The sequence below is a fragment of the Gordonia sp. 852002-50816_SCH5313054-c genome (assembly GCF_001665925.1).
Taxonomy (GTDB): Bacteria; Actinomycetota; Actinomycetes; order Mycobacteriales; family Mycobacteriaceae; genus Gordonia; species Gordonia jacobaea.
Window position 1 is genome coordinate 14,773 of the sequence record NZ_LZTE01000070.1, and the last position, 18,143, is coordinate 32,915.

Sequence of the window (18,143 nt, forward strand, 5' to 3'; positions counted from 1 at the left end):
ACGTCAGCGGCCGGCCGCCTGCACCCGAGCACGGATCGCGTCGACGAACACCGTCTGGATGTCGCTTGCGTTTTTCGCCACGTACGACGACCCGCCGGTTGCCTCGGCGATCTGCTTCAGAGCATCGGTGTCGGCGTCGTCGGAGATCCCGATGGTGAGCACGAGCACGGGCCGCGCCGGATCCTCGAGCTGCTTGAGCTGCGAAAGCAGCTGCCTGAGACTGATGCTGTTCGCGTCCTCGTTCCGGCCATCGGTGAGGATGATGACGCTGTTGGAATATTTCGGGTCGTAGCTGTCCTGGACGTTCTTGAACGCTGCCAAAGTGGTGTCGTAGAGTCCGGTTCCACCACCCAGCTCCGACGGCGCGAGTCCCGCCTTCACCGCTGCCGTGAGCTCGTCCAGGTGCGTGCCACCACCCGACGCCGGAGCGTCGAGTCGACGAATCGGTGACAGTTCCTTCCAGTCCTGCCCCTGCCCGCCCTTGTTGACACCGAACGACCACATACCGATCTCGGTGTTGTTCGGGAACAGCTTCAAACCGGTCAGCGACGCGTCGATGGTCAACTGCGCGCGCGTCTCGCCGCCGTCGCTTTCGGCCATAGACCCCGAAGTGTCCTCGACGACAAGTGAGCGAATCGGCACGCCGAGAACCTGCCATTGCCGTAGAGCCCTGTCGACCTGCGACGGATCGCTGAGCTTTAATACCGTCAAACCCTCTGTGTCACCGGGCTTTCGGAATCCCGCGTCGGTGATCGACGACGCGCCGTCGCCAGAAGTCAGCGCGGTGGAGAGGTCTTTGCCCGCTGCCGTCGCCGTCTCCGCGCGCGACTCCGGCGCGGTATTGACGAGCGGATAGTCGAGCATCACTGTGCCGTCCTCGGGGATCGACGACTTGAGCTTCGAACCGGGATGCGTTCGCGTGAACAAGGTGAGCTGCTGCTCGGTGGTGACCACCGGCGTCGTCGACGTGTTGGCCAGATTGAGCCGCGTGCCCTCGTTGTCGTTGACCAGACGAGCGTTGTTCTGCTGGACCGCGAGCACGGTCATCGCTTCGGTCAGGTCGTCGTTGGTGAGCTTGCCCGCGTCGACCTCGGCGAGCGCTCCGACGATCGGCGCATCCCCGGTGCTGGTGTCGATCGGGTTGCCCGCGCGCAGACCGTCGAGCTTCATCACGTCGACCCAGTTCGACAGCTTTCCGACCTGCGTACCCGCCACCACGACGGGTGTGGCGGCGATTGACGGTGAGACGGTGTCGAATTGGCGACGCACCTGCGTCGTCACCCGCCTCGCCTGTTGCGACGAATCGGGCACCCACAGATCTGGAGCTTTGTCACCGCTGGTCAGCAGGCCCGGCACGTCTGCGCCTGCGACCGCTGTGACGGTGTAGTCGTAGCAGGAATCCGACGACATCTTCGACGTGGCGTCGGCGACCGCATCTCGGATCGCCGGATCGGCCGCGACGCTGACCGACGTGCGGTCGCCACAGCCTCCGACGATTCCGGACTTCCAGATCGCTATGCCACCGACGATCGCGACGACCAGCAGCAGAGCGGCCGCGCTCCACAACCACATCCCTCGACGACCGCTGCGCGCCTCACGGTGCTCGAATCCGAAACCGTCGCCCGAGCCACCCTTGCGTGTCGATCTGCTTCCACGCGGTGACGTCTGGCCGCTCGACGCCGCCACCCCGGCCGCCGCAGCCTGGCGACCCGAGGCGGGCTGCGCAGCCTGGCGACCCGAAGCGGGTCGGGCCGTCGAAGACGGTGTCTTCGGCGCCGCAGTTGTGGACGACCCGGTATTCGACGACCCGTCCGGTCGACGCTGCTGCGCGGGCGTGGGCGCCTGGCCTTGAGGCGCCCGGCGCTGCGGGGGCTGGCCCTGCGGGGCCTGGGGCTGCGCGGCTTGGGGGCGCGACGTCTGGGGCCGAGGAGCTTGGTGGTCGGGAGTCTGTTGCCGAGGAGGAGTCTGTTGCCGGGGACCGGGAGGAGGTGGGGTCCGTCGCGGCGGCGTCGGACGCGCGCCGGGACGGGTCGGGTCATTGGGGAACCCGGTGCCACGGTCGGGCGCGCCGGGTTCGCGACGCTGATCACCCCGGTTGCTCCCGGGCCCCTGACCGCTAAACCCCTGACCCTCGACCTCCTGGCCGTCGGAATCGGAGTCGGAAAAGTGCCGCCCCATTGTCGTGCGTCCCCCTGGTGTCATCGGCGCTGCGCGCGCCGAGAAGTATGTCTGCGGTCGACTCCGGAGAGTCCTACGCAAAGACCTCGGCGAAGGTGTCCAGCGACTTGTTCAGGTCGCCCGAGACGGCCATTGCCGCGGCCTTCCCCGCGGGGCCGATCAGCGGTAGCCCACCCAGATCAAGAGTGAAGACTACTGACGAGCCGGTCTCCGTGGGCGATATGGCGAGATCGAGTTTCGCCTTGATCCCACCCTTGCCGTTGCCCTTGAGACGGACCTGGCTCGTCGGGTCGTACGTCTCAACGACCCAGTCGAACCGGATACGTGTGCCTTTGACCTTGACGACAGACGAGACCTTCGTGCCCTTTTCGAGTTCGCCGGGGCCGGGTATCGGTGAACGCCAACCGTCGTGCAGAAGCAGCCACTCCGAGTACCGACTGAGATCCGACGCTGCTGACCAGGTATCTTCCGGAGAAAGATCGACCTCGATGGAGCTGCTCGTCTTAGCCATGGTTCGTCAGCCTAGCGTCACCACTGCCGCACGTTCGATGCTGGGCCGATTTCTGCGCGGGCACGATGTGACCATCCGGATCACCGAGGTCGAGGCGTATGCGGGCCCGCTCGATCCGGCCTCGCACGCGTACACGCGGACGCCCCGTTCGGAGATCATGTACGGACCGCCGTCGAGGCTGTATGTGTACCGCATCCACGGTCACTTCTGCGCCAACGTCGTCACCGGACCCGACGGCGAAGCGTCGGCGGTACTGCTGCGTGCGGGCGAGGTCGTCGACGGCCTCGACGTTGCGCTCCGGAGACGCGGGGAACACCTCGCACCGACGCGCCTGGCCCGCGGGCCGGGAAATCTGGCCAAGTCGCTGGGTATCACGATGGACGATCTCGGCGTCGATCTCGACGCTCCACGCTCGCGAGAGGTCCGATTCATCGCACCCGACGAGATCGACTCCCACCCCGCCGGCGCTGGGCCTATCAATTCCGTGCCGATCAGCTCCGGGCCCCGTGTCGGAGTTCGACGCAACGCCGACGTTGCGTGGCGCTACTGGATCACCGACGATCCGACGGTGTCGGCGTACCGTCGCCACCCGCGGGCCGACTAGACAACAGTTGCGGTTGCCGAGAGGCGCGGATTCCGCACCCCACAGCAACCGCAACGCGGTTCGAACTCGCTCAGCCGTTGGCCGGTGGCTGCTGATCCCCGGCGGGCTTCTGCTCGGCTGCGGGCTGCTGCGCCGGCTGCTGTTCGGCAGGCTTCTGCTCAGCGGGCGTGTCTTCCGCACCGACAGCCTTGCGTGCCGCGTCCTGTGCCTTGTCGACCTGGTCGGCGTACTTGCCGCCGGTGGCCTTGTCGATGGCGTCGCCACCCTTGTCGATCAGACTCGGGTTGCCCCGGAGTGCTTCCTTCGCCTTGTCGACGAGTCCTTTGAGATCCATGGTCTGCTCCTGGTCACACTCGGTGATTGGGTCGACGTCGACGCCGCGGGAGCAGCGTCGCGTGCAGTCGAGTCTATGTCCATCGGCGGGTCGGAACCACGGACCAATGGACCAGAAATCAGGACTGAGCCGCCCGCGCGTTCTCGGCCCGAAGGCTCGTCTGCTCAGCGTCGTCACGTTCACGCTCGTGACGAGCGATGATGCGCGGCCCGATCCGCGACATGATCTCGACGGCCACGATGCCGACGGCCGCTGAAATAAATGCAACCGAGTTCATCTGCCAGTTCGACGAGTCGAGTTTGAACATGTGCTGGGTGAACGGCCACGAGAAGATCAGCACGTATGCGCCCGCGGACACCGCGATCAGCAGCACCTTCCACCACGTGTACGGGCGCGCGACAACAGCCAGGACGTATACCGCGATGGCGATCAGCGTGATCAGAGTTGCTGTCGCGGCTTGTGTCTGATGTGGCGACAGCTCCACCGAGTCGCCGCCCAGCGAGTTGCCCGACCCTCCCGGATTGACGATCAGATAGGTGACGAATGCGCAGAGCCCGACAATGATTCCGTTGGGCACCGCCTGCGTCAGCACGCGCCGCACGAATCCGGGGCGGGCCCGCTCGTTGTTGGGTGCGAGCGACAGGATGAAAGCCGGAATACCAATGGTGAACCAGGCGGCGATCGTCACGTGGATCGGCTGGAACGGATAGCTGATCGACGGTGTGCCGAACAGCTTCGCTCCGAGCCCTGCGATACCCACGAACAGCGCCAGCAGCACCGCGTAGACGGTCTTGGTGAGGAACAGGTTGGAGACACGCTCGATGTTGCCGATAACCCGACGACCCTCACCGACGACATAGGGCAGCGTCGCGAACTTGTTGTCCAACAACACGATCTGGGCCACCGATCGAGCGGCAGAACTTCCCGACCCCATCGCGACGCCGATGTCTGCGTCCTTGAGCGCGAGCACGTCGTTGACGCCGTCTCCGGTCATGGCGACGTTGTTGCCATCGGACTGCAATGCGCGCACTATCGCACGCTTCTGGTCGGGCCGTACACGCCCGAACGTGACGCCGTCTTCGACGGCGTGCGCGAGTTGGTTGGGCTCGGTCGGCAAGTCGCGCGCATCGACGGAGGTGTCGGGTGAGCCGAGGCCAAGCGACTCGGCGACTGCGCCCACCGAGCGGGCGTTGTCGCCGGAGATGATCTTGACGGCAACGTCCTGCTCCTCGAAGTAGTCGAGGGTGGGACGAGCATCCGAACGGACCCGCTGCTCGAGCACCACGAGCGCGACGGGGGTCAGGTGCCCGGGCGTCGCCGATCCCGCGTCCGGCTCGGTGTCGACAGCGACGTCGAGCCGTGCCAGGAGCAGGATGCGTAGGCCCTGTGCCCCGAGATCGCTTGCGACGCGTGCCGGTTCGGAGTCGTCGTCAAGCAGCACATCGGGGGCTCCGAGGACCCAGTTGCCCGCGTCGTTGCCGTCGGCATCGACGAACGACATGCCGCTCCACTTCTTGGCGGAGGTGAACGGTTCGACGGCCGACGTCGTCCAGTCGGGCGCGTCGTCGTACACCTCGCCGACGGCCTGCATGCTCGCGTTGGGACTGCGATCGTTCTTCGCCAGCGCGGCCAGTGCCTGCTCTGCCTGCGTTCGACGATCCGACGACGCGCCTGCCCCGCTGCCGTCCTCGGCCGTTCCGTCGTCAACTTTTCCGTCGTCAACTTTTCCGTCATCACCGATGATCCGCAGCTCCGAGACGCGCATGCCGTTCTCGGTGAGTGTGCCGGTCTTGTCGGCGCACACGATGTTGACGCGTGCGAGGCCTTCGATCGCTGGTAGTTCGTTGACCAGACATTGCCGCTGCCCGAGACGAATGACGCCGACCGCGAATGCGATCGACATCATCAGGACGAGGCCTTCGGGGACCATCGGAACGAGCGCCGCGACCATGCCGAGCAGCGATGCGCGAAGACCGTTGTTGCTGATGAAAAGCTGGTTGACGATGGTCAGCAGCCCGGCGGGAATCAACAGCCAGGTGATGACCCGCAGGATCTGATTGATGCCCGACCGCAGCTCCGACGACACGAGCGTGAACTTCGACGCCTCGGAGGCCAACTGCGCGGCATACGCGTCGGCGCCCACCTTTGTCGCGCGGTAGGCGCCCGCCCCGGACACCGCGAAGCTGCCGGACAGCACCTTGTCTCCGGCGGATTTGTCGATGGGATCGGCCTCGCCGGTCAGGAGCGACTCGTCGACGTCGAGGACATACGACTCGACGACCTCACCGTCGACGACGATCTGGTCGCCCGCACCGATCTCGATGATGTCGTCGAGCACCACCTCGTTCGGTGGGATCTCGGTGACCTCGCCGTCGCGTCGCACACGCGGTTTGGCCTGTCCGACGATGGCGAGTTTGTCGAGGGTCTTCTTGGCGCGGATCTCCTGGATGATGCCGATACCGCTGTTGGCGATGATCAGCAGACCGAACAGCCCGTTGATGAGCGAGCCGGTGAAGACCACGATCGCGAACAGCACCCCGAGGATCGCGTTGATCCGGGTGAAGACGTTGGCCTTGATGATGTCGCCGACCGAGCGCCCCGAGCGGTCGGGCATGTCGTTGACCTTGCCGTCGGCGACGCGCTGTGCGACCTCGTCGGCCGTGAGGCCCCGCTCGGGGGCCGCAGTGCTCTGCTCGCTCACGCCGAGGTCTCCCACCACGTGGGTGTGCGCAGCCCGGTCCCGATACGCGCGGTGATGTCGATGGTGCCGCCGGGCTGCGGCACGACGACGGACGTGTTGTTTCGCTCGGCTGCGGGCAGCAGACGTGTGATGGGATCGGCCCATGCATGCCTCGCGAGACTGAACGTTCCCCAGTGAATGGGCAGGAACACCGAGTCGGAGCCCGCTTCGCCCGACAGCATCCGATGTATCGCGACGGCTTCCTCCGGGTCGACGTGCACCTCCGGCCACGACGGGTCGTATGCGCCGACGGCGATGAGCGTCAGGTCGAACGGTCCGTGTCGTGCACCGAGTTCTTCGAACCGCTCGCTGTAGCCGGTGTCGCCGGAGAAGAAGAATCGGTGCTCGGGTCCCACCACGGCCCAACTCGCCCACTGTGTGAGGTTGCGGGTGAGTCCGCGCCCGGAGAAGTGGCGGGCCGGTCCGCAGAAGAACTCGAGTGAGGTCGCTCCGCACGTGACCGAGACGCTCTGCCAGACGTCGGCCTGCCGGATGCGGTCAGCGGGGATTCCCCAGCTCACGAGGTGCGCAGCGACACCGACGGGCGCGATGAACACCGCCTCGGGCGATGCGTCTGCCAAGGCGACGACCGTGTCCATGTCGAGGTGGTCATAGTGATCGTGACTGAGCAACACGACGTCGATCTGCGGGAGGTCGGCAACGGTGACGGGCACCGGATGCAGTCGGGCCGGCCCCACCTGCTGCCACGGGGAGCACCGCTGGCTGAACACCGGGTCAGTGAGGATGCGGGTGCCGTCGAGTTCTACAAGTGCCGACGCGTGCCCGAGCCAGGTGACGGTGAGCTTGCCGGGCTCTGCGTCGAATTGCGGCACGGTGACGAGGACCGGTCGGCTCGGCCTGCCGGGGCCGCGGGCCATGTCGAGGGCAACCTGGAAGTCGGGAGTCACTCCGGGTGCCGATGGTTCGGGATTGACGAACGCGCCGTCGACGAGATACTCCGACGATTCGACGTACGGCCGGATCGCGTCGCGGTCGGCGCCGAGCGCGCGGGCCGCGGGCAGTCCCGCTGCCGACAATGCGCCGGTTGCCGAATCGGCCACTCGCACCCCGACGTCGGCGAGACGACTGATCATGAGCGGGGTTCCCTGTCTTGTGGGGAATTCGGTGTCCTGCGAGAACTCCTTGCGACCATTCCGCCACACTATCGCTTCTGCACCACGATCAATCGGACGCGCGTCGAGTCGCATCGGTGGACAATCGTTCTCGTGGCGACATCGACCCTGATACGCTTCCGACACCTATCCGTTTCAACTGGGGAGTGAGCGGTCCGTTGGCTCGGATGTCCGTCGATGACAGGCGCACAGCGCTCGTCGAATCCGCGTATCGCGTGATTGCCGATCACGGCGTCGAAGGCGCGACCACGCGGCGCATCTGTGCGCATGCCGGAATGCCACTCGCGAGCTTCCACTACGCATTCGAAAGCCGCACCGCACTGCTCTGGGCAGTGATGGAAAAGGCTGTGCCCGAGGATGTTTCACTCATGCTCCAGTCGCTGCTGCCGGTGGGCGAATCATCGGCGGTCGGCGTCGAAGCGATGCGTACCAAGATGGTCGAGCAACTCGACGCGTTCTACATGATGCTCAAAGCCGACCCCGGGCGGCTCCAGGCGACCATCTCGCTCGGCATCTACGCGCACAACCATCCCGAATTGCAGCCGGCGGGCAAGCAGATGTACGAGCATCTCTATGCGCTTGCGGCACAAGGGCTGGCCGCGGCGGGCGAGCAGGCGCAGATCGATTGGCTCACACCGGTCGCTCGCATTGCTCCCGTGTTCATCGCCAACATCATCGCGATCACCCTGGTCTACCTGTCGACTGCCGACGACAGCGCTCTCGGCGCCATCACGGAGTCGATGGTGCGTGACGTCATGACGCACGTCGCGCCGCGCTGACACGGTGACGCCGAGTGGCGCAACCACGCCACGGAGCCGACACTGGATCAATGCGTGATGTTCTGCCAGTGGTGATCGATCGCCTCGGTCGTGGGCCGGTCGCCATCGCTCGCATCATCGGCACGAGCGGCCCGACCCCGCGCGGCGTCGGCGCTGCAATGGCTGTCACGGCCGACGGCGAGGTCATCGGGTCGGTCTCGGGTGGCTGCGTCGAATCAGCGCTCGTCCACACCTGCATGACCGTGCTCGACGACGGTTGTGCCGTCGTCGAGCACTTCGGTATTGCGGATCCCGACGGCATCGAAGTCGGCCTGACCTGCGGTGGATCTCTGGAGGTCTTCGTCGAGCGCGTCGACTCCGGTCATCGACGCGCGTTGGACGACCTCGCCGGACATCTCGCGGCGGACCGTCGAGTCGCCTGGGCAACCACGCTGAGTGACTCCCCCGAGTGGCACATCACGACGTCGACGAGCGAACCATGGCGTCGACTCGGCCGCGACGTCGCCGATCTCCTCGCGTCGGGGCGCAGCGGCATCATCGGCGTCGACGACTGCGACGAGCCTGCGGAGTCGGGTGCCGACCGTCCGCGCACGTTCGTACACACCTTCGCCCCTCCCCCGCGGTTGATCCTGGTGGGTGCCAACGACTTCGTGCGTGCCACGAGCAGCATCGGACGCTCGCTCGGCTATCGGGTGACCGTCGTCGACGCGCGGCCCGTATTCGCCACCCGCGCACGCTTTCCCGACGCCGACGAGGTCGTCGTCGACTGGCCGCACCGCTACCTCGAGTCCGAGATACGTTCCGGCACAGTCGATGCCACAAGCGCGATTTGCGTGATGACCCATGACCCGAAGTTCGACGTCCCGACTCTTCGCGTTGCGCTCGCCTACTCCGCCGCGGGGTTCGTCGGTGCACTCGGCTCCCGTCGGACGGTTGCCGATCGCAACGATCGCCTCGTCGAATCCGGCGTCACCGCAGCACAATTGAGTCGTCTACGATCGCCGCTCGGACTCGACCTCGGGGGACACACGCCTGCCGAGGTCGCCGTCTCGATCGCCGCACAGTTGATCGCGGATCGTCATGCCGCTTCGGCTGCTCCACTACACACGACGTCGGGTCCGCTCCATCGCTGAAGCGAACCCGACCCGAAGCGAACCCGACGTCGTGCAATTCTTGCCCGTGAGGCTATGCGTCCTCCTTCGGCGCCTCCGAGGACGAGCTAGGTGTAGCCGTCGCCGCTTCGGTTGTCGCAGCAGGGATGTCGGAGGTCATCGACATCACGTCCTGCGCGGGCAGGACATGCTCACCGGTCTTGTCACAGGAGAGTGCAAGCGAGCTGATGTATTGCTTCTCGCCATTCGGACCGGGCACCGCCGAGGCGATCATGTCGGGTCGCTCGAACTCGATCTTGGTGACGCAGCACAGCAACTTCACGTCGGTGGGGTTGCCGTGCTCGTCGTACATCGGGATATCGATACCGTCGTCGACGCGACGCAGGTAGTACTTGCCCTTCGTTGCGATCGCGAAAATGGGCGGCAGGACGATGGCGAGTACGAGCGCCACCAGCGGCGAGTACGGCTGGATGGCATCGCCAAAGACGTGGAAGTACACCAGGATCGACGCACCCGCCGAGATCAGGAGCGAGCAGAATCCGACCGGGTTGACGCTGTAGATCATGCCGCGACGGAACTCCGGCTGCTTCGGCGAGATGCCCAAGATGTACTTGTTGATCACGATGTCCGACGCGACGACGGCGATCCACGCGATACCGCAGTTCGCGTAGAAGTTCAGCAGGTTGTTCAGGAAGCTGAACATATTGGCTTCCATCAGCACGATCGCGATGATCACGTTGAAGAACAGGAACACCAGGCGTCCGGGGTAGGTCTTGGTGACACGTGTGAAAGCGTTGGTCCACGCCAGCGAGCCCGAGTAGGCGTTGGTGACGTTGATCTTCACCTGGCTGATGACCACGAGGATCACGGCGAGGGTCAGAGCGAGCCAGTGCGGCAGGAAGTCCTGGTAGATCTCGACGAACTGGTGGACGGGCTGGTTCGCAATGCCCGCGTTGTCGACGCTGATCCCGATCAGGTACACGGCGAGGAAGAGACCGACGATCTGCTTGATGGCGCCGAAGAACACCCACCCCGGTCCGGCGATAAGGGTTGCCGACCACCACTTCCGCTTGTTCTCAGGCGTACGGGGCGGCATGAAGCGCAGGTAGTCGACCTGCTCTGCGATCTGTGCGATCAGGGACAAACAGACACCGGCCGCGAGCATCGTGCCTGCGAAGCTGACACCCTTGCCCGCTGGGTTGCCGTCGCCGTCGACACCGCTGAACGCGAAGAAGTCACCGATGGCCGACGGGTGCTTGATCACCAGGTAGATGAACGGGAGGACCATCATGACCAGCCACAGCGGCGTGGTCCACACCTGCAGTTTGGCGAGTGTGTTCATGCCGTAGATAACCAACGGGATGACCAACAACGACGAGACCAGGTAGCCGATCCACAGCGGTATGTGTAGACCGAGTTCGAGACCCTGCGCCATGATCGAGCCCTCGAGGGCGAAGAAGATGAAGGTGAACGACGCGAAGATGACGTTGGTCAGCACCGAGCCGTAGTAACCGAAACCGCTTCCGCGCGTGATGAGGTCGAGGTCGATGTTGTATCGAGCAGCGTAGAACGCGAGCGGATAGCCCGTGATCACGATGACGACCGAGAAGAACAGGATGCCCCACAAGGCATTTCCGGTGCCGTTGGCAATACCGATGTTCGCGCCGATCGCGAAGTCGGCAAGGTAGGCGATGCCACCGAGAGCGGAGACGGCGACGACGCCCGGTCCCCACTTGCGGTAGCTGCGGGGCGCAAAACGAAGTGTGTAGTCCTCGAGGGTCTCGCGCATGGCAGCAGCCTGCGCACCCGTCGCGATGATGCTGTGTTCGGCGTTTTCTATCTCGCCGACCTCGTCGGCCACCTCGCCGACGTGTTCGTGATGCTTATCGGTGGCCATCGGCCCCTCCTGCGTGATCCGAGTTACAGATCGGCCAAACGTACGAACGCCATGTTTCGGCGAGTTACTCGGAATGTTTCACGCAGGAAAACTAGGCATCACGGCCACGGTTGTTCGACGATGCGCCCGTAGACGCACCGCCGACGACGAAACACGTTGTCCGATCTACTTTCCCGTGAATTCAGGCTTTCTCTTCTCGGAGCGAGCGGCACGCCCCTCGACCACGTCTTCGCTTTCCCACGCGCGACGCATCGCGGCCTGACGATCGGCGGGTGCGTCGTCGCGCGCACCGTCGCCGTTGAGTACCAACTTGTAATGCTGCAGCGTCAGGGGGGCGAGATCGGCGATGGTCGACGCCCAATGCTGGGCGTCGGTGAGATCGCCGATGCGATTGGCGAATCCGAGAGCGTGAGCGCGTTCGGCCGACAACGGATCGCAGCCGATCAGCATGCCGCGCGCCTGGCCTGCACCCACCAGTGAGACGAGTCGTCGAATTGTCCACTCGTCAACGGCGACACCGATTTTCGCTGCGGGAATACCGGCAAGAGCGTCGGGGGCCATCACCCGAAGGTCGGCCGCCATCGCCAGTTGCAGGCCTGCGCCGAGTGCCGAACCGTTGAGTGCCGCGATCACCGGGACGGGCACCGACTCGATCTCGCGCAGTGTGGCGATGAGCTTTTCGAGGAACGCCGGGTCGTAGACGGGACCGGACAGGTCGGCGCCCGCACTGAATACGCTGCCGCGGCCGGTGACCACGATGGCCCTGGCGCCCGCGTCGACGGCATCGGCGAAAGCCTTCCCGAGTCCGTCGACCATGTCCTCATTGAGTGCGTTGCGCTTGTCCTGGCGATCGAGCTCGATCGTCGTCACCGAACCTTCTGCATGCGAGTGGATCATGCAGGAGAGACTACCCAGCCCCGCCATTTTCCGGCGGGCACACTGGAGAGGTGTCGAGTCCGTCGCTGTCGCCCGCGTCCACAAGCCCCGATGTGCACGAATCCGTCGCGCAGGAGCCCGACGCGTCCAGCGATGTCCTCGTCATCGGTGGCGGGCAGGCAGGACTGTCGGCGGCGTACTTTCTGCAACGCTTCGGCCTCGGTGACCGCTACCAGTTGCTCGACCACTCCCCGCGTCCCGGCGGCGCATGGCAGTTCCGATGGCCCACGCTGACGTTGTCGGGCACCAACCGTGTGCACGATCTTCCGGGATACGGGCTTGCTGAGGCGGTGGGCATCGACCGCGGCGAGTTCCCAGCGTCGTCCGTCGTTCCCGAGTACTTCGCGAAGTACGAGAACAGGTTTGGGCTGCGGGTACGTCGACCGGTCGACGTACGTTCCGTCGAACGAGACGGCGACGGATTTCGGGTCACGCTCGGTGGCCGACTCCGCGGGCGTGAGATCTCCGCACGCACACTCATCAACGCCACCGGAACGTGGGAAAGGCCGTTCATCCCTCACATTCCAGGAGCCGCGGACTTTCGCGGCAGGCAACTGCACACGCACGACTACACCGGACCCGAGGAGTTCGCCGGTCAGCGCGTGTTGGTCGTCGGCGCAGGCATCTCGGCAGTTCAGCTACTGATCGAGATCGCTCGACGCGCTCCCGGCGTGCAGACATTCTGGTGCTCGCGCACCGAACCGCGCTTCGATTCGAATCCCTTCTCACCCGACCTCGGTCGCGAAGCCGTGGCCCGCGTCGAACGCCGGGTTCGTGCCGGCCTACCGCCGACGTCGGTGGTGTCGGTGACCGGCCTCGCGGTGACACCGACCATCGAAGCCGCGCAGCGCGACGGAATCCTCGACAACTGGCGACCGATGTTCACCCGCATCACCGAGACCGGCGTGTGTTGGGACTGCACGGGCGGGGCAGGCGGGAACGGGTCGGCAGGCGGGAACGGGTCGGCAGGCGGGAGCAGCAGCGCGGTCACTGCGGGCGAGCAACTCGACGTCGACGTCATCTTCTGGAACACCGGATTCCGAAGTGCGCTCGATCATCTATCGCCTCTCCACCTGCGCGGACCCGGCGGCGGAATCGTCATGACCGGACGCCTTGCAACCACCGTCGCCGACGACCCGCGGGTCCAATTACTCGGCTACGGACCGTCGGCGTCGACGATCGGCGCAAACCGCGCGGGTCGCGAGGCAGCACGCAACGTCGCGGAGATTCTTGATGCCCAGCCTTGACAAGTTGTTGTGTTTTCCCAACACTATGTAGTGTGAGTCCAGTACGGCGGGGAGAAAAGCTCCCCATCTACAACCGCATCGGAGTTCTACGCGCCGAGCGGAGGATGTCGCGTGCCGATCTGGCAGCACTCGTCGGCATCAACGTCCAGTCCGTCGGTGCGCTCGAGCGCGGCGACAACTACCCGAGCCTCGACCTCGCTTTTCGCATCTGCGAAGTCTTCGACCTCCCCGTAGAAGCGGTGTTCAGTCGCACCGAGTTCTCGGCGATGTCGGCCGAGCTCTACCCCCGACGCGCCATCCGCGTCGACGAAACACACTCACCGCAACCGTCGTCCACCACGGAGGAAGCACAATGAGGGATCCCAACTCGGCCATCCCGGCCGAAGCGACGCCCGAGCTGTGGCGTCGCTACGACGAGTGGCGTGGTCAACGCCATGTTCGCTTCAACCAACGTCATGCAGGCAAGCTGATGAGCTGGCGCAATCGTCGAGCCGCGCGACGAATCGTCGTTGCCGAGATCGTGGTGCTGGTCGTGCTCTTGGCCAGCGCGGTGGTGGCGTTCTTCACCTACGCGTTCTTCATCCCGTTCATCATTGCCATCGTCGGCGCGTTCGTCGTGCAGTACCTGCTGCGGATCGTGACCGGCTCCATTGCCGAAACCCCGGTCACCGCGCTCGATGAAATCCAACTCGCGCAACGTAACTCGGCCCGATCAGTGGGATTCATCGCCCTCTTCTCGCTGATGTTCATCCCGTACATCATCCTGATCGTCCTGGGCACCCGAGAGCAGGTACACGGCCAACTGGTGTACGGCACCGGCATTTTGCTCATCAGCCTCGTGCTGACCGGCGCCCTCGTGCCAACCATGCTGACCGCGTGGTGGAGCGACGACGCCGACCCCGAAGACTTCGCAACCTACCAGGAGGAAGATCATGCCTGAATCCCTCACCGTCGACGGACTATCCAAACGGTATGGCGACGTCGTCGCACTCGATGACATGACTTTCACCGTCGCCCCAGGAGAGATCTTCGGCTTCGTCGGTAGCAACGGCGCAGGCAAGTCGACGACGATGCGCATCATTCTCGGTGTGCTCGAACCGGATTCGGGTCGGGTGACGCTCGGTGACGCACCGATCGATCTCAACACGCGGCGTCGAATCGGATACATGCCCGAGGAGCGTGGGCTCTATCCCAAGATGAAGGTCGGCGAGCAACTGGTGTTTCTCGCGCGCCTCCACGGAATGAGTGCCGACCAGGCCACCGAGAGTGCCCGACGCTGGACGCAGCGACTCGGCGTCGACGAACGGTACGACGACAACGTCGCCGACCTCTCGCTCGGCAACCAGCAGCGCGTACAGCTCGCCGCGGCGCTGGTCCACGATCCAGACGTACTGGTGCTCGACGAGCCGTTCTCGGGCCTCGACCCGGTGGCCGTCGATGTGATGAGCGACGTTCTGAAAGAGAAAGCAGCCGAGGATATTCCGGTCATCTTCTCGTCGCATCAGCTCGATCTGGTGCAGCGACTGTGTGATCGCGTCGGCATCGTCGTCAAGGGCAGAATGCGTGCGCTCGGCACCGTCGACGATCTCCGCACACGTGCAGGCGTGATCCTCGAGGTCGACGGTCCTGACTCGACGACGCGCTGGGCCGATGGCTTTCCCGGAGTGCTGGAAGCCGAATACCAACCGGGCGGTGCTCGGCTGCGCGTCGACCCGACGACGCTCGACGACCAGGCAGTACTCAATCGCGCATTGACACACGGACCGGTACATCGCTTCGCGCGGACAACACCCGACCTGACCGAACTCTTCCGAGAGGTGGTGACGGCATGACCTCCCACAATTCCACTGACAACACAGCCTCACAGGGCGCGAGTGCGCTGCAGACGATTCGCCTTGTGGCACAACGTGAAATCGCCACACGTGCCAAGACCCGATCCTTCGTGGTCAGCACCGTGGTGTTGATGCTCGTGATCGTCGTCGGCCTGATCGTCTGGAAAGCGATCTCCGGTGGTGGAACCGACCCGGAGCGTGTCGGCGTTGCGGGCGACAGTTCCCTGTCGACGACGATCGGCCAGGTGGGCGAGGCCAGCGGCACGCCGATCACCGTCGTATCAATCGCTTCTGGTCCGGATGCGCTGTCGCAGGCGCGCAGCAGCGTCGAATCCGGTGATCTCGATGCCGCGGTGGTGCGGGGTTCCGGTGAGTCGTATGCGATCGTCAGCAAGACGGGGCTGTCCGACTCGCTGTCGGGTGTGCTGCGCGGCTCGATCCAGCAGCACGAGTTGGCCCAGGGTCTCACTGCCCGCGGTGTCGACGCGGCGTCGCTGCCGACACCAACGATCACCACTGTTCAGACCACCCCGGAAAAGCCCGACAAGGCGCAGCGGATCGTGATCGCGCTCGTCGGTGCGATTCTGCTCATCACCGCAATCATGCTGGGCGGCAACATGATTGCCGTGGGAGTTGTCGAGGAGAAGACTTCGCGGATCGTCGAACTTCTGTTGGCGACGGTCAAGCCGCTACACCTGATGTGGGGCAAGATCCTCGGGATCGGTGCCGTTGCGCTCGGGCAGGTGGTGGTGCTCGGCCTGACTGCTCTGATTGCCGGGATTGCCACCGGGATGTTGACAATCGCCGGTACCGCCATCTGGATGTTCTTCGCGGTTCTGGTGTGGTTCCTGCTCGGATACCTGTTCTTCGCGACGCTGTATGCCGCTGCGGGAGCACTGGTTTCGCGCCAGGAAGAGCTCGGCTCGACGATCATGCCGCTCACCGTGCTGTCGATGGCCGTGATGTACGCGGGGATCTTCGGAGTGCAGTCGCTGCAGTCGACGTTCATCGAAGTGCTGACGTGGATTCCGCCGTTCTCGGCCGTGCTGATGCCGATCCGGATCGCCACCGGCGACACCAACGCTATGCAGATCGTCGTCTCGCTGATCCTGATGATCCTGGCCTGCGCCGCCGCGACCTGGTTCGCCGCGCGCATCTACCAGCGCTCGATCCTGCGCACCGGCAGCCGCGTCAAGTGGTCCGAAGTGCTCTCGATGGCGCGCTAGGGGCGCGCAGAAAGTAGGGGAAGAGATCTTTTCCCCAGAGACTGACCTCTCCTCGAGAAACAACACGAGCAAAGGCACGAAACCCGCGGAAAGAATCCTTCCGCGGGTTTCTGCCGGCTGGGCCAGTCGAGAGCAGCGTCAGGCCGATGCCGTCACCCCGGCGCCCTCGCTCGACGTGTCGCCGCCCTCGGTGGTCGGGGCGGGGCCGTGCGGCACGAAGTCGCGGCTGCGGATCAGCAGCAGCGCGGCGAGGCCACCGACGACGGCCACGGCGCCGCTGATCCAGAACAGCGCGTTGAGGGCCTCGGCGTAGGCGGCGTGCTTGCCGCCGGCGGGGTTCTCGCGCATCGACGAACTCAGCTTCGAGCTGAAGGCGGTGCCGTAGACCGCGATGCCGACGGCGATGCCGATCTGGCGGAAGGTGGTGTTGATGCCCGACGCCATGCCGGAGCGGTGCACGTCGACGACGCCGACGGCGGTCGCGGCGAGGGGCGGGTTGACCAGGCCGCTGCCGATGCCCGCGATGATCAGGCCGGGGATGAGGTGCGTCCACGACGAGTTCTCGTCGAGACCGGCCATCAAGAACAGTCCGACACCGACGATGAGCAGGCCCGGTCCGATGAGCCAGCGCAGCGGCACCTTCTCCGACAGTCGGCCCGCGATCGTGGCGCTCACCATCGTGCAGCCCGACATCACCAGCAGCCGGACGCCGGTTTGCAGCGCCGAGTAGCCGAGCCCTTCCTGCAGGTAGAGCACCACGTACAGCAGCATCGCGAACAGCGAGCCGTTCATCGCGAAGGCGGCGATCAGACCGCCGGTGAAGGTGGGAATCCGCAGCAGTGAGAGGTCGAACATCGGCTCGTCGACACGCAGTTCGATGATCACGAACGCCACGAGCAACACCGCGGCGACGATGAACGAGCCGACGACCAGGCTGTCACCCCACGAGCGCTGCCCGGCCTCGGTGAGCCCGTAGACCAGAGCGACGAGACCAGCGGTGAATGTGACGACGCCGGGCCAGTCGATTCGACGAGCATGAGGCGAGCGCGACTCGTCGACCATCTTCCACGTGACGAACAGGGCGGCGATACCGATGGGCAGATTGACGAGGAAGATCGCACGCCAGCTCACGCCGGTCGTCAGCACGCCACCGAGGATGGGGCCGAGTGCCGTCGAGATACCGGTGACCGCACCCCAGGCGCCGAAGGCGACGCCGCGTTCACGGCCGTGGAACGTCGACGCGAGAAGCGCGAGCGACGTCGAGAACAGCATCGCGCCGCCGACGCCCTGCAGTGCGCGGGACACGATCAGCATGACTGGGTCCTGTGCGACGCCACAGAGCAGCGAGCCGAGTGTGAAGATCACCAAGCCGATCGAGAAGATTCGACGTCTGCCGAACTTGTCGGCGATGGATCCGGATGTCAGCAGCAACGACGCCAGCGCGAGCGCATACGCGTCGGTGACCCACTGCAACTGACTGAAACTGGCGCCGAGTGCATGTTGAATGTCGGGAAGTGCGACGACGACGATCGTGACGTCGAGCAGCAACATGAAGGTCGCTGCGCAGACGACGACAAGCGTCCACCATTTACGTTCCATGAGTGTGTACCTTTC

Annotated in this window: 17 protein-coding genes; 9 read left to right on the forward strand and 8 right to left on the reverse strand. The window is 65.0% G+C overall.

The features are described from left to right. Positions 1-3 precede the first annotated feature (3 nt). Positions 4-1,572 carry a VWA domain-containing protein gene (locus A5788_RS18695; RefSeq protein ID WP_231894304.1) on the reverse strand — a complete coding sequence of 523 codons (1,569 nt, stop codon included), beginning with the start codon at positions 1,570-1,572 and terminating at the stop codon, positions 4-6. Positions 1,573-1,633: 61 nt separating this feature from the next. Between A5788_RS18695 and A5788_RS24110 the strand changes: the two genes are divergently transcribed. Continuing rightward, on the forward strand, positions 1,634-1,852 hold the full coding sequence (locus tag A5788_RS24110) for a hypothetical protein (protein ID WP_064870505.1): 219 nt from the start codon (positions 1,634-1,636) through the stop codon (positions 1,850-1,852). A 399-nt stretch (positions 1,853-2,251) separates the two neighbouring features. On the opposite strand, the gene A5788_RS18705 is transcribed toward A5788_RS24110, so the two are convergent. Then, positions 2,252-2,689, reverse strand: a complete 438-nt coding sequence (locus A5788_RS18705; protein ID WP_049698077.1) for a type II toxin-antitoxin system Rv0910 family toxin — start codon at positions 2,687-2,689, stop codon at positions 2,252-2,254. Here A5788_RS18705 and A5788_RS18710 point away from each other — a divergent pair. Next, positions 2,667-3,293 carry a DNA-3-methyladenine glycosylase gene (locus A5788_RS18710; protein ID WP_064870504.1) on the forward strand — a complete coding sequence of 209 codons (627 nt, stop codon included), beginning with the start codon at positions 2,667-2,669 and terminating at the stop codon, positions 3,291-3,293. The genes A5788_RS18705 and A5788_RS18710 overlap by 23 nt on opposite strands. Before the next feature lie 70 nt (positions 3,294-3,363). On the opposite strand, the gene A5788_RS18715 is transcribed toward A5788_RS18710, so the two are convergent. The 3 genes from A5788_RS18715 to A5788_RS18725 all read right to left on the reverse strand — a co-directional run bounded on the left by A5788_RS18715 (position 3,364) and on the right by A5788_RS18725 (position 7,461). After that, entirely contained in the window at positions 3,364-3,627 is a 264-nt protein-coding gene (locus tag A5788_RS18715) for an antitoxin (RefSeq protein ID WP_064870503.1), read from the reverse strand. A gap of 118 nt (positions 3,628-3,745) precedes the next feature. Beyond that, entirely contained in the window at positions 3,746-6,328 is a 2,583-nt protein-coding gene (locus A5788_RS18720; protein WP_064870526.1) for an HAD-IC family P-type ATPase, read from the reverse strand. Further along, positions 6,325-7,461, reverse strand: coding sequence for an MBL fold metallo-hydrolase (locus tag A5788_RS18725; RefSeq protein ID WP_064870525.1), 1,137 nt, complete (start codon positions 7,459-7,461; stop codon positions 6,325-6,327). The genes A5788_RS18720 and A5788_RS18725 overlap by 4 nt, the downstream gene beginning before the upstream one ends. Before the next feature lie 206 nt (positions 7,462-7,667). Between A5788_RS18725 and A5788_RS18730 the strand changes: the two genes are divergently transcribed. Next, a complete protein-coding gene (locus tag A5788_RS18730; RefSeq protein WP_064870524.1) occupies positions 7,668-8,279 on the forward strand; it encodes a TetR/AcrR family transcriptional regulator in 612 nt (203 codons plus the stop codon). 50 nt (positions 8,280-8,329) lie between these two features. Continuing rightward, positions 8,330-9,412 carry an XdhC family protein gene (locus A5788_RS18735; RefSeq protein WP_064870502.1) on the forward strand — a complete coding sequence of 361 codons (1,083 nt, stop codon included), beginning with the start codon at positions 8,330-8,332 and terminating at the stop codon, positions 9,410-9,412. A 52-nt stretch (positions 9,413-9,464) separates the two neighbouring features. Here A5788_RS18735 and A5788_RS18740 read toward each other — a convergent pair whose 3' ends face one another. Both A5788_RS18740 and A5788_RS18745 read right to left on the reverse strand, forming a co-directional pair. After that, positions 9,465-11,288, reverse strand: coding sequence for a purine-cytosine permease family protein (locus tag A5788_RS18740; RefSeq protein ID WP_064870501.1), 1,824 nt, complete (start codon positions 11,286-11,288; stop codon positions 9,465-9,467). A 165-nt stretch (positions 11,289-11,453) separates the two neighbouring features. Then, positions 11,454-12,185 carry an enoyl-CoA hydratase gene (locus A5788_RS18745; protein ID WP_064870523.1) on the reverse strand — a complete coding sequence of 244 codons (732 nt, stop codon included), beginning with the start codon at positions 12,183-12,185 and terminating at the stop codon, positions 11,454-11,456. Between the two features lie 92 nt (positions 12,186-12,277). Between A5788_RS18745 and A5788_RS18750 the strand changes: the two genes are divergently transcribed. The 5 genes from A5788_RS18750 to A5788_RS18770 are packed head-to-tail and all read left to right on the forward strand — an operon-like array spanning position 12,278 to position 16,529. Further along, a complete protein-coding gene (locus A5788_RS18750; RefSeq protein ID WP_064870500.1) occupies positions 12,278-13,471 on the forward strand; it encodes an NAD(P)-binding domain-containing protein in 1,194 nt (397 codons plus the stop codon). A gap of 32 nt (positions 13,472-13,503) precedes the next feature. Beyond that, complete coding sequence (locus A5788_RS18755) at positions 13,504-13,827, forward strand: helix-turn-helix transcriptional regulator (protein WP_049697845.1); 324 nt, start codon at positions 13,504-13,506, stop codon at positions 13,825-13,827. Then, complete coding sequence (locus tag A5788_RS18760) at positions 13,824-14,411, forward strand: hypothetical protein (RefSeq protein WP_064870499.1); 588 nt, start codon at positions 13,824-13,826, stop codon at positions 14,409-14,411. Before A5788_RS18755 ends, A5788_RS18760 begins: the two co-directional genes overlap by 4 nt. Then, the gene (locus A5788_RS18765; RefSeq protein WP_064870498.1) at positions 14,404-15,303 is read left to right on the forward strand and encodes an ABC transporter ATP-binding protein; all 900 of its coding nucleotides are present in this window, start codon (positions 14,404-14,406) and stop codon (positions 15,301-15,303) included. The genes A5788_RS18760 and A5788_RS18765 overlap by 8 nt, the downstream gene beginning before the upstream one ends. Next, positions 15,300-16,529, forward strand: a complete 1,230-nt coding sequence (locus tag A5788_RS18770; RefSeq protein ID WP_064870497.1) for an ABC transporter permease — start codon at positions 15,300-15,302, stop codon at positions 16,527-16,529. The genes A5788_RS18765 and A5788_RS18770 overlap by 4 nt, the downstream gene beginning before the upstream one ends. A gap of 138 nt (positions 16,530-16,667) precedes the next feature. On the opposite strand, the gene A5788_RS18775 is transcribed toward A5788_RS18770, so the two are convergent. After that, entirely contained in the window at positions 16,668-18,128 is a 1,461-nt protein-coding gene (locus A5788_RS18775; protein ID WP_064870496.1) for an MFS transporter, read from the reverse strand. Between the last annotated feature and the right edge of the window lie 15 nt (positions 18,129-18,143).

What these genes read in the sequence shown, in the direction of transcription:
- A5788_RS18695 (WP_231894304.1), bottom strand. Translation starts at nt 1,572, where the DNA reads ATGTGGTTGTGGAGCGCGGCCGCTCTGCTGCTGGTCGTCGCGATCGTC.
- A5788_RS18710 (WP_064870504.1), top strand. Translation starts at nt 2,667, where the DNA reads ATGGAGCTGCTCGTCTTAGCCATGGTTCGTCAGCCTAGCGTCACCACT.
- A5788_RS18705 (WP_049698077.1), bottom strand. Translation starts at nt 2,689, where the DNA reads ATGGCTAAGACGAGCAGCTCCATCGAGGTCGATCTTTCTCCGGAAGAT.
- A5788_RS18715 (WP_064870503.1), bottom strand. Translation starts at nt 3,627, where the DNA reads ATGGATCTCAAAGGACTCGTCGACAAGGCGAAGGAAGCACTCCGGGGC.
- A5788_RS18725 (WP_064870525.1), bottom strand. Translation starts at nt 7,461, where the DNA reads ATGATCAGTCGTCTCGCCGACGTCGGGGTGCGAGTGGCCGATTCGGCA.
- A5788_RS18730 (WP_064870524.1), top strand. Translation starts at nt 7,668, where the DNA reads ATGTCCGTCGATGACAGGCGCACAGCGCTCGTCGAATCCGCGTATCGC.
- A5788_RS18735 (WP_064870502.1), top strand. Translation starts at nt 8,330, where the DNA reads ATGCGTGATGTTCTGCCAGTGGTGATCGATCGCCTCGGTCGTGGGCCG.
- A5788_RS18740 (WP_064870501.1), bottom strand. Translation starts at nt 11,288, where the DNA reads ATGGCCACCGATAAGCATCACGAACACGTCGGCGAGGTGGCCGACGAG.
- A5788_RS18745 (WP_064870523.1), bottom strand. Translation starts at nt 12,185, where the DNA reads ATGATCCACTCGCATGCAGAAGGTTCGGTGACGACGATCGAGCTCGAT.
- A5788_RS18760 (WP_064870499.1), top strand. Translation starts at nt 13,824, where the DNA reads ATGAGGGATCCCAACTCGGCCATCCCGGCCGAAGCGACGCCCGAGCTG.
- A5788_RS18765 (WP_064870498.1), top strand. Translation starts at nt 14,404, where the DNA reads ATGCCTGAATCCCTCACCGTCGACGGACTATCCAAACGGTATGGCGAC.
- A5788_RS18770 (WP_064870497.1), top strand. Translation starts at nt 15,300, where the DNA reads ATGACCTCCCACAATTCCACTGACAACACAGCCTCACAGGGCGCGAGT.
- A5788_RS18775 (WP_064870496.1), bottom strand. Translation starts at nt 18,128, where the DNA reads ATGGAACGTAAATGGTGGACGCTTGTCGTCGTCTGCGCAGCGACCTTC.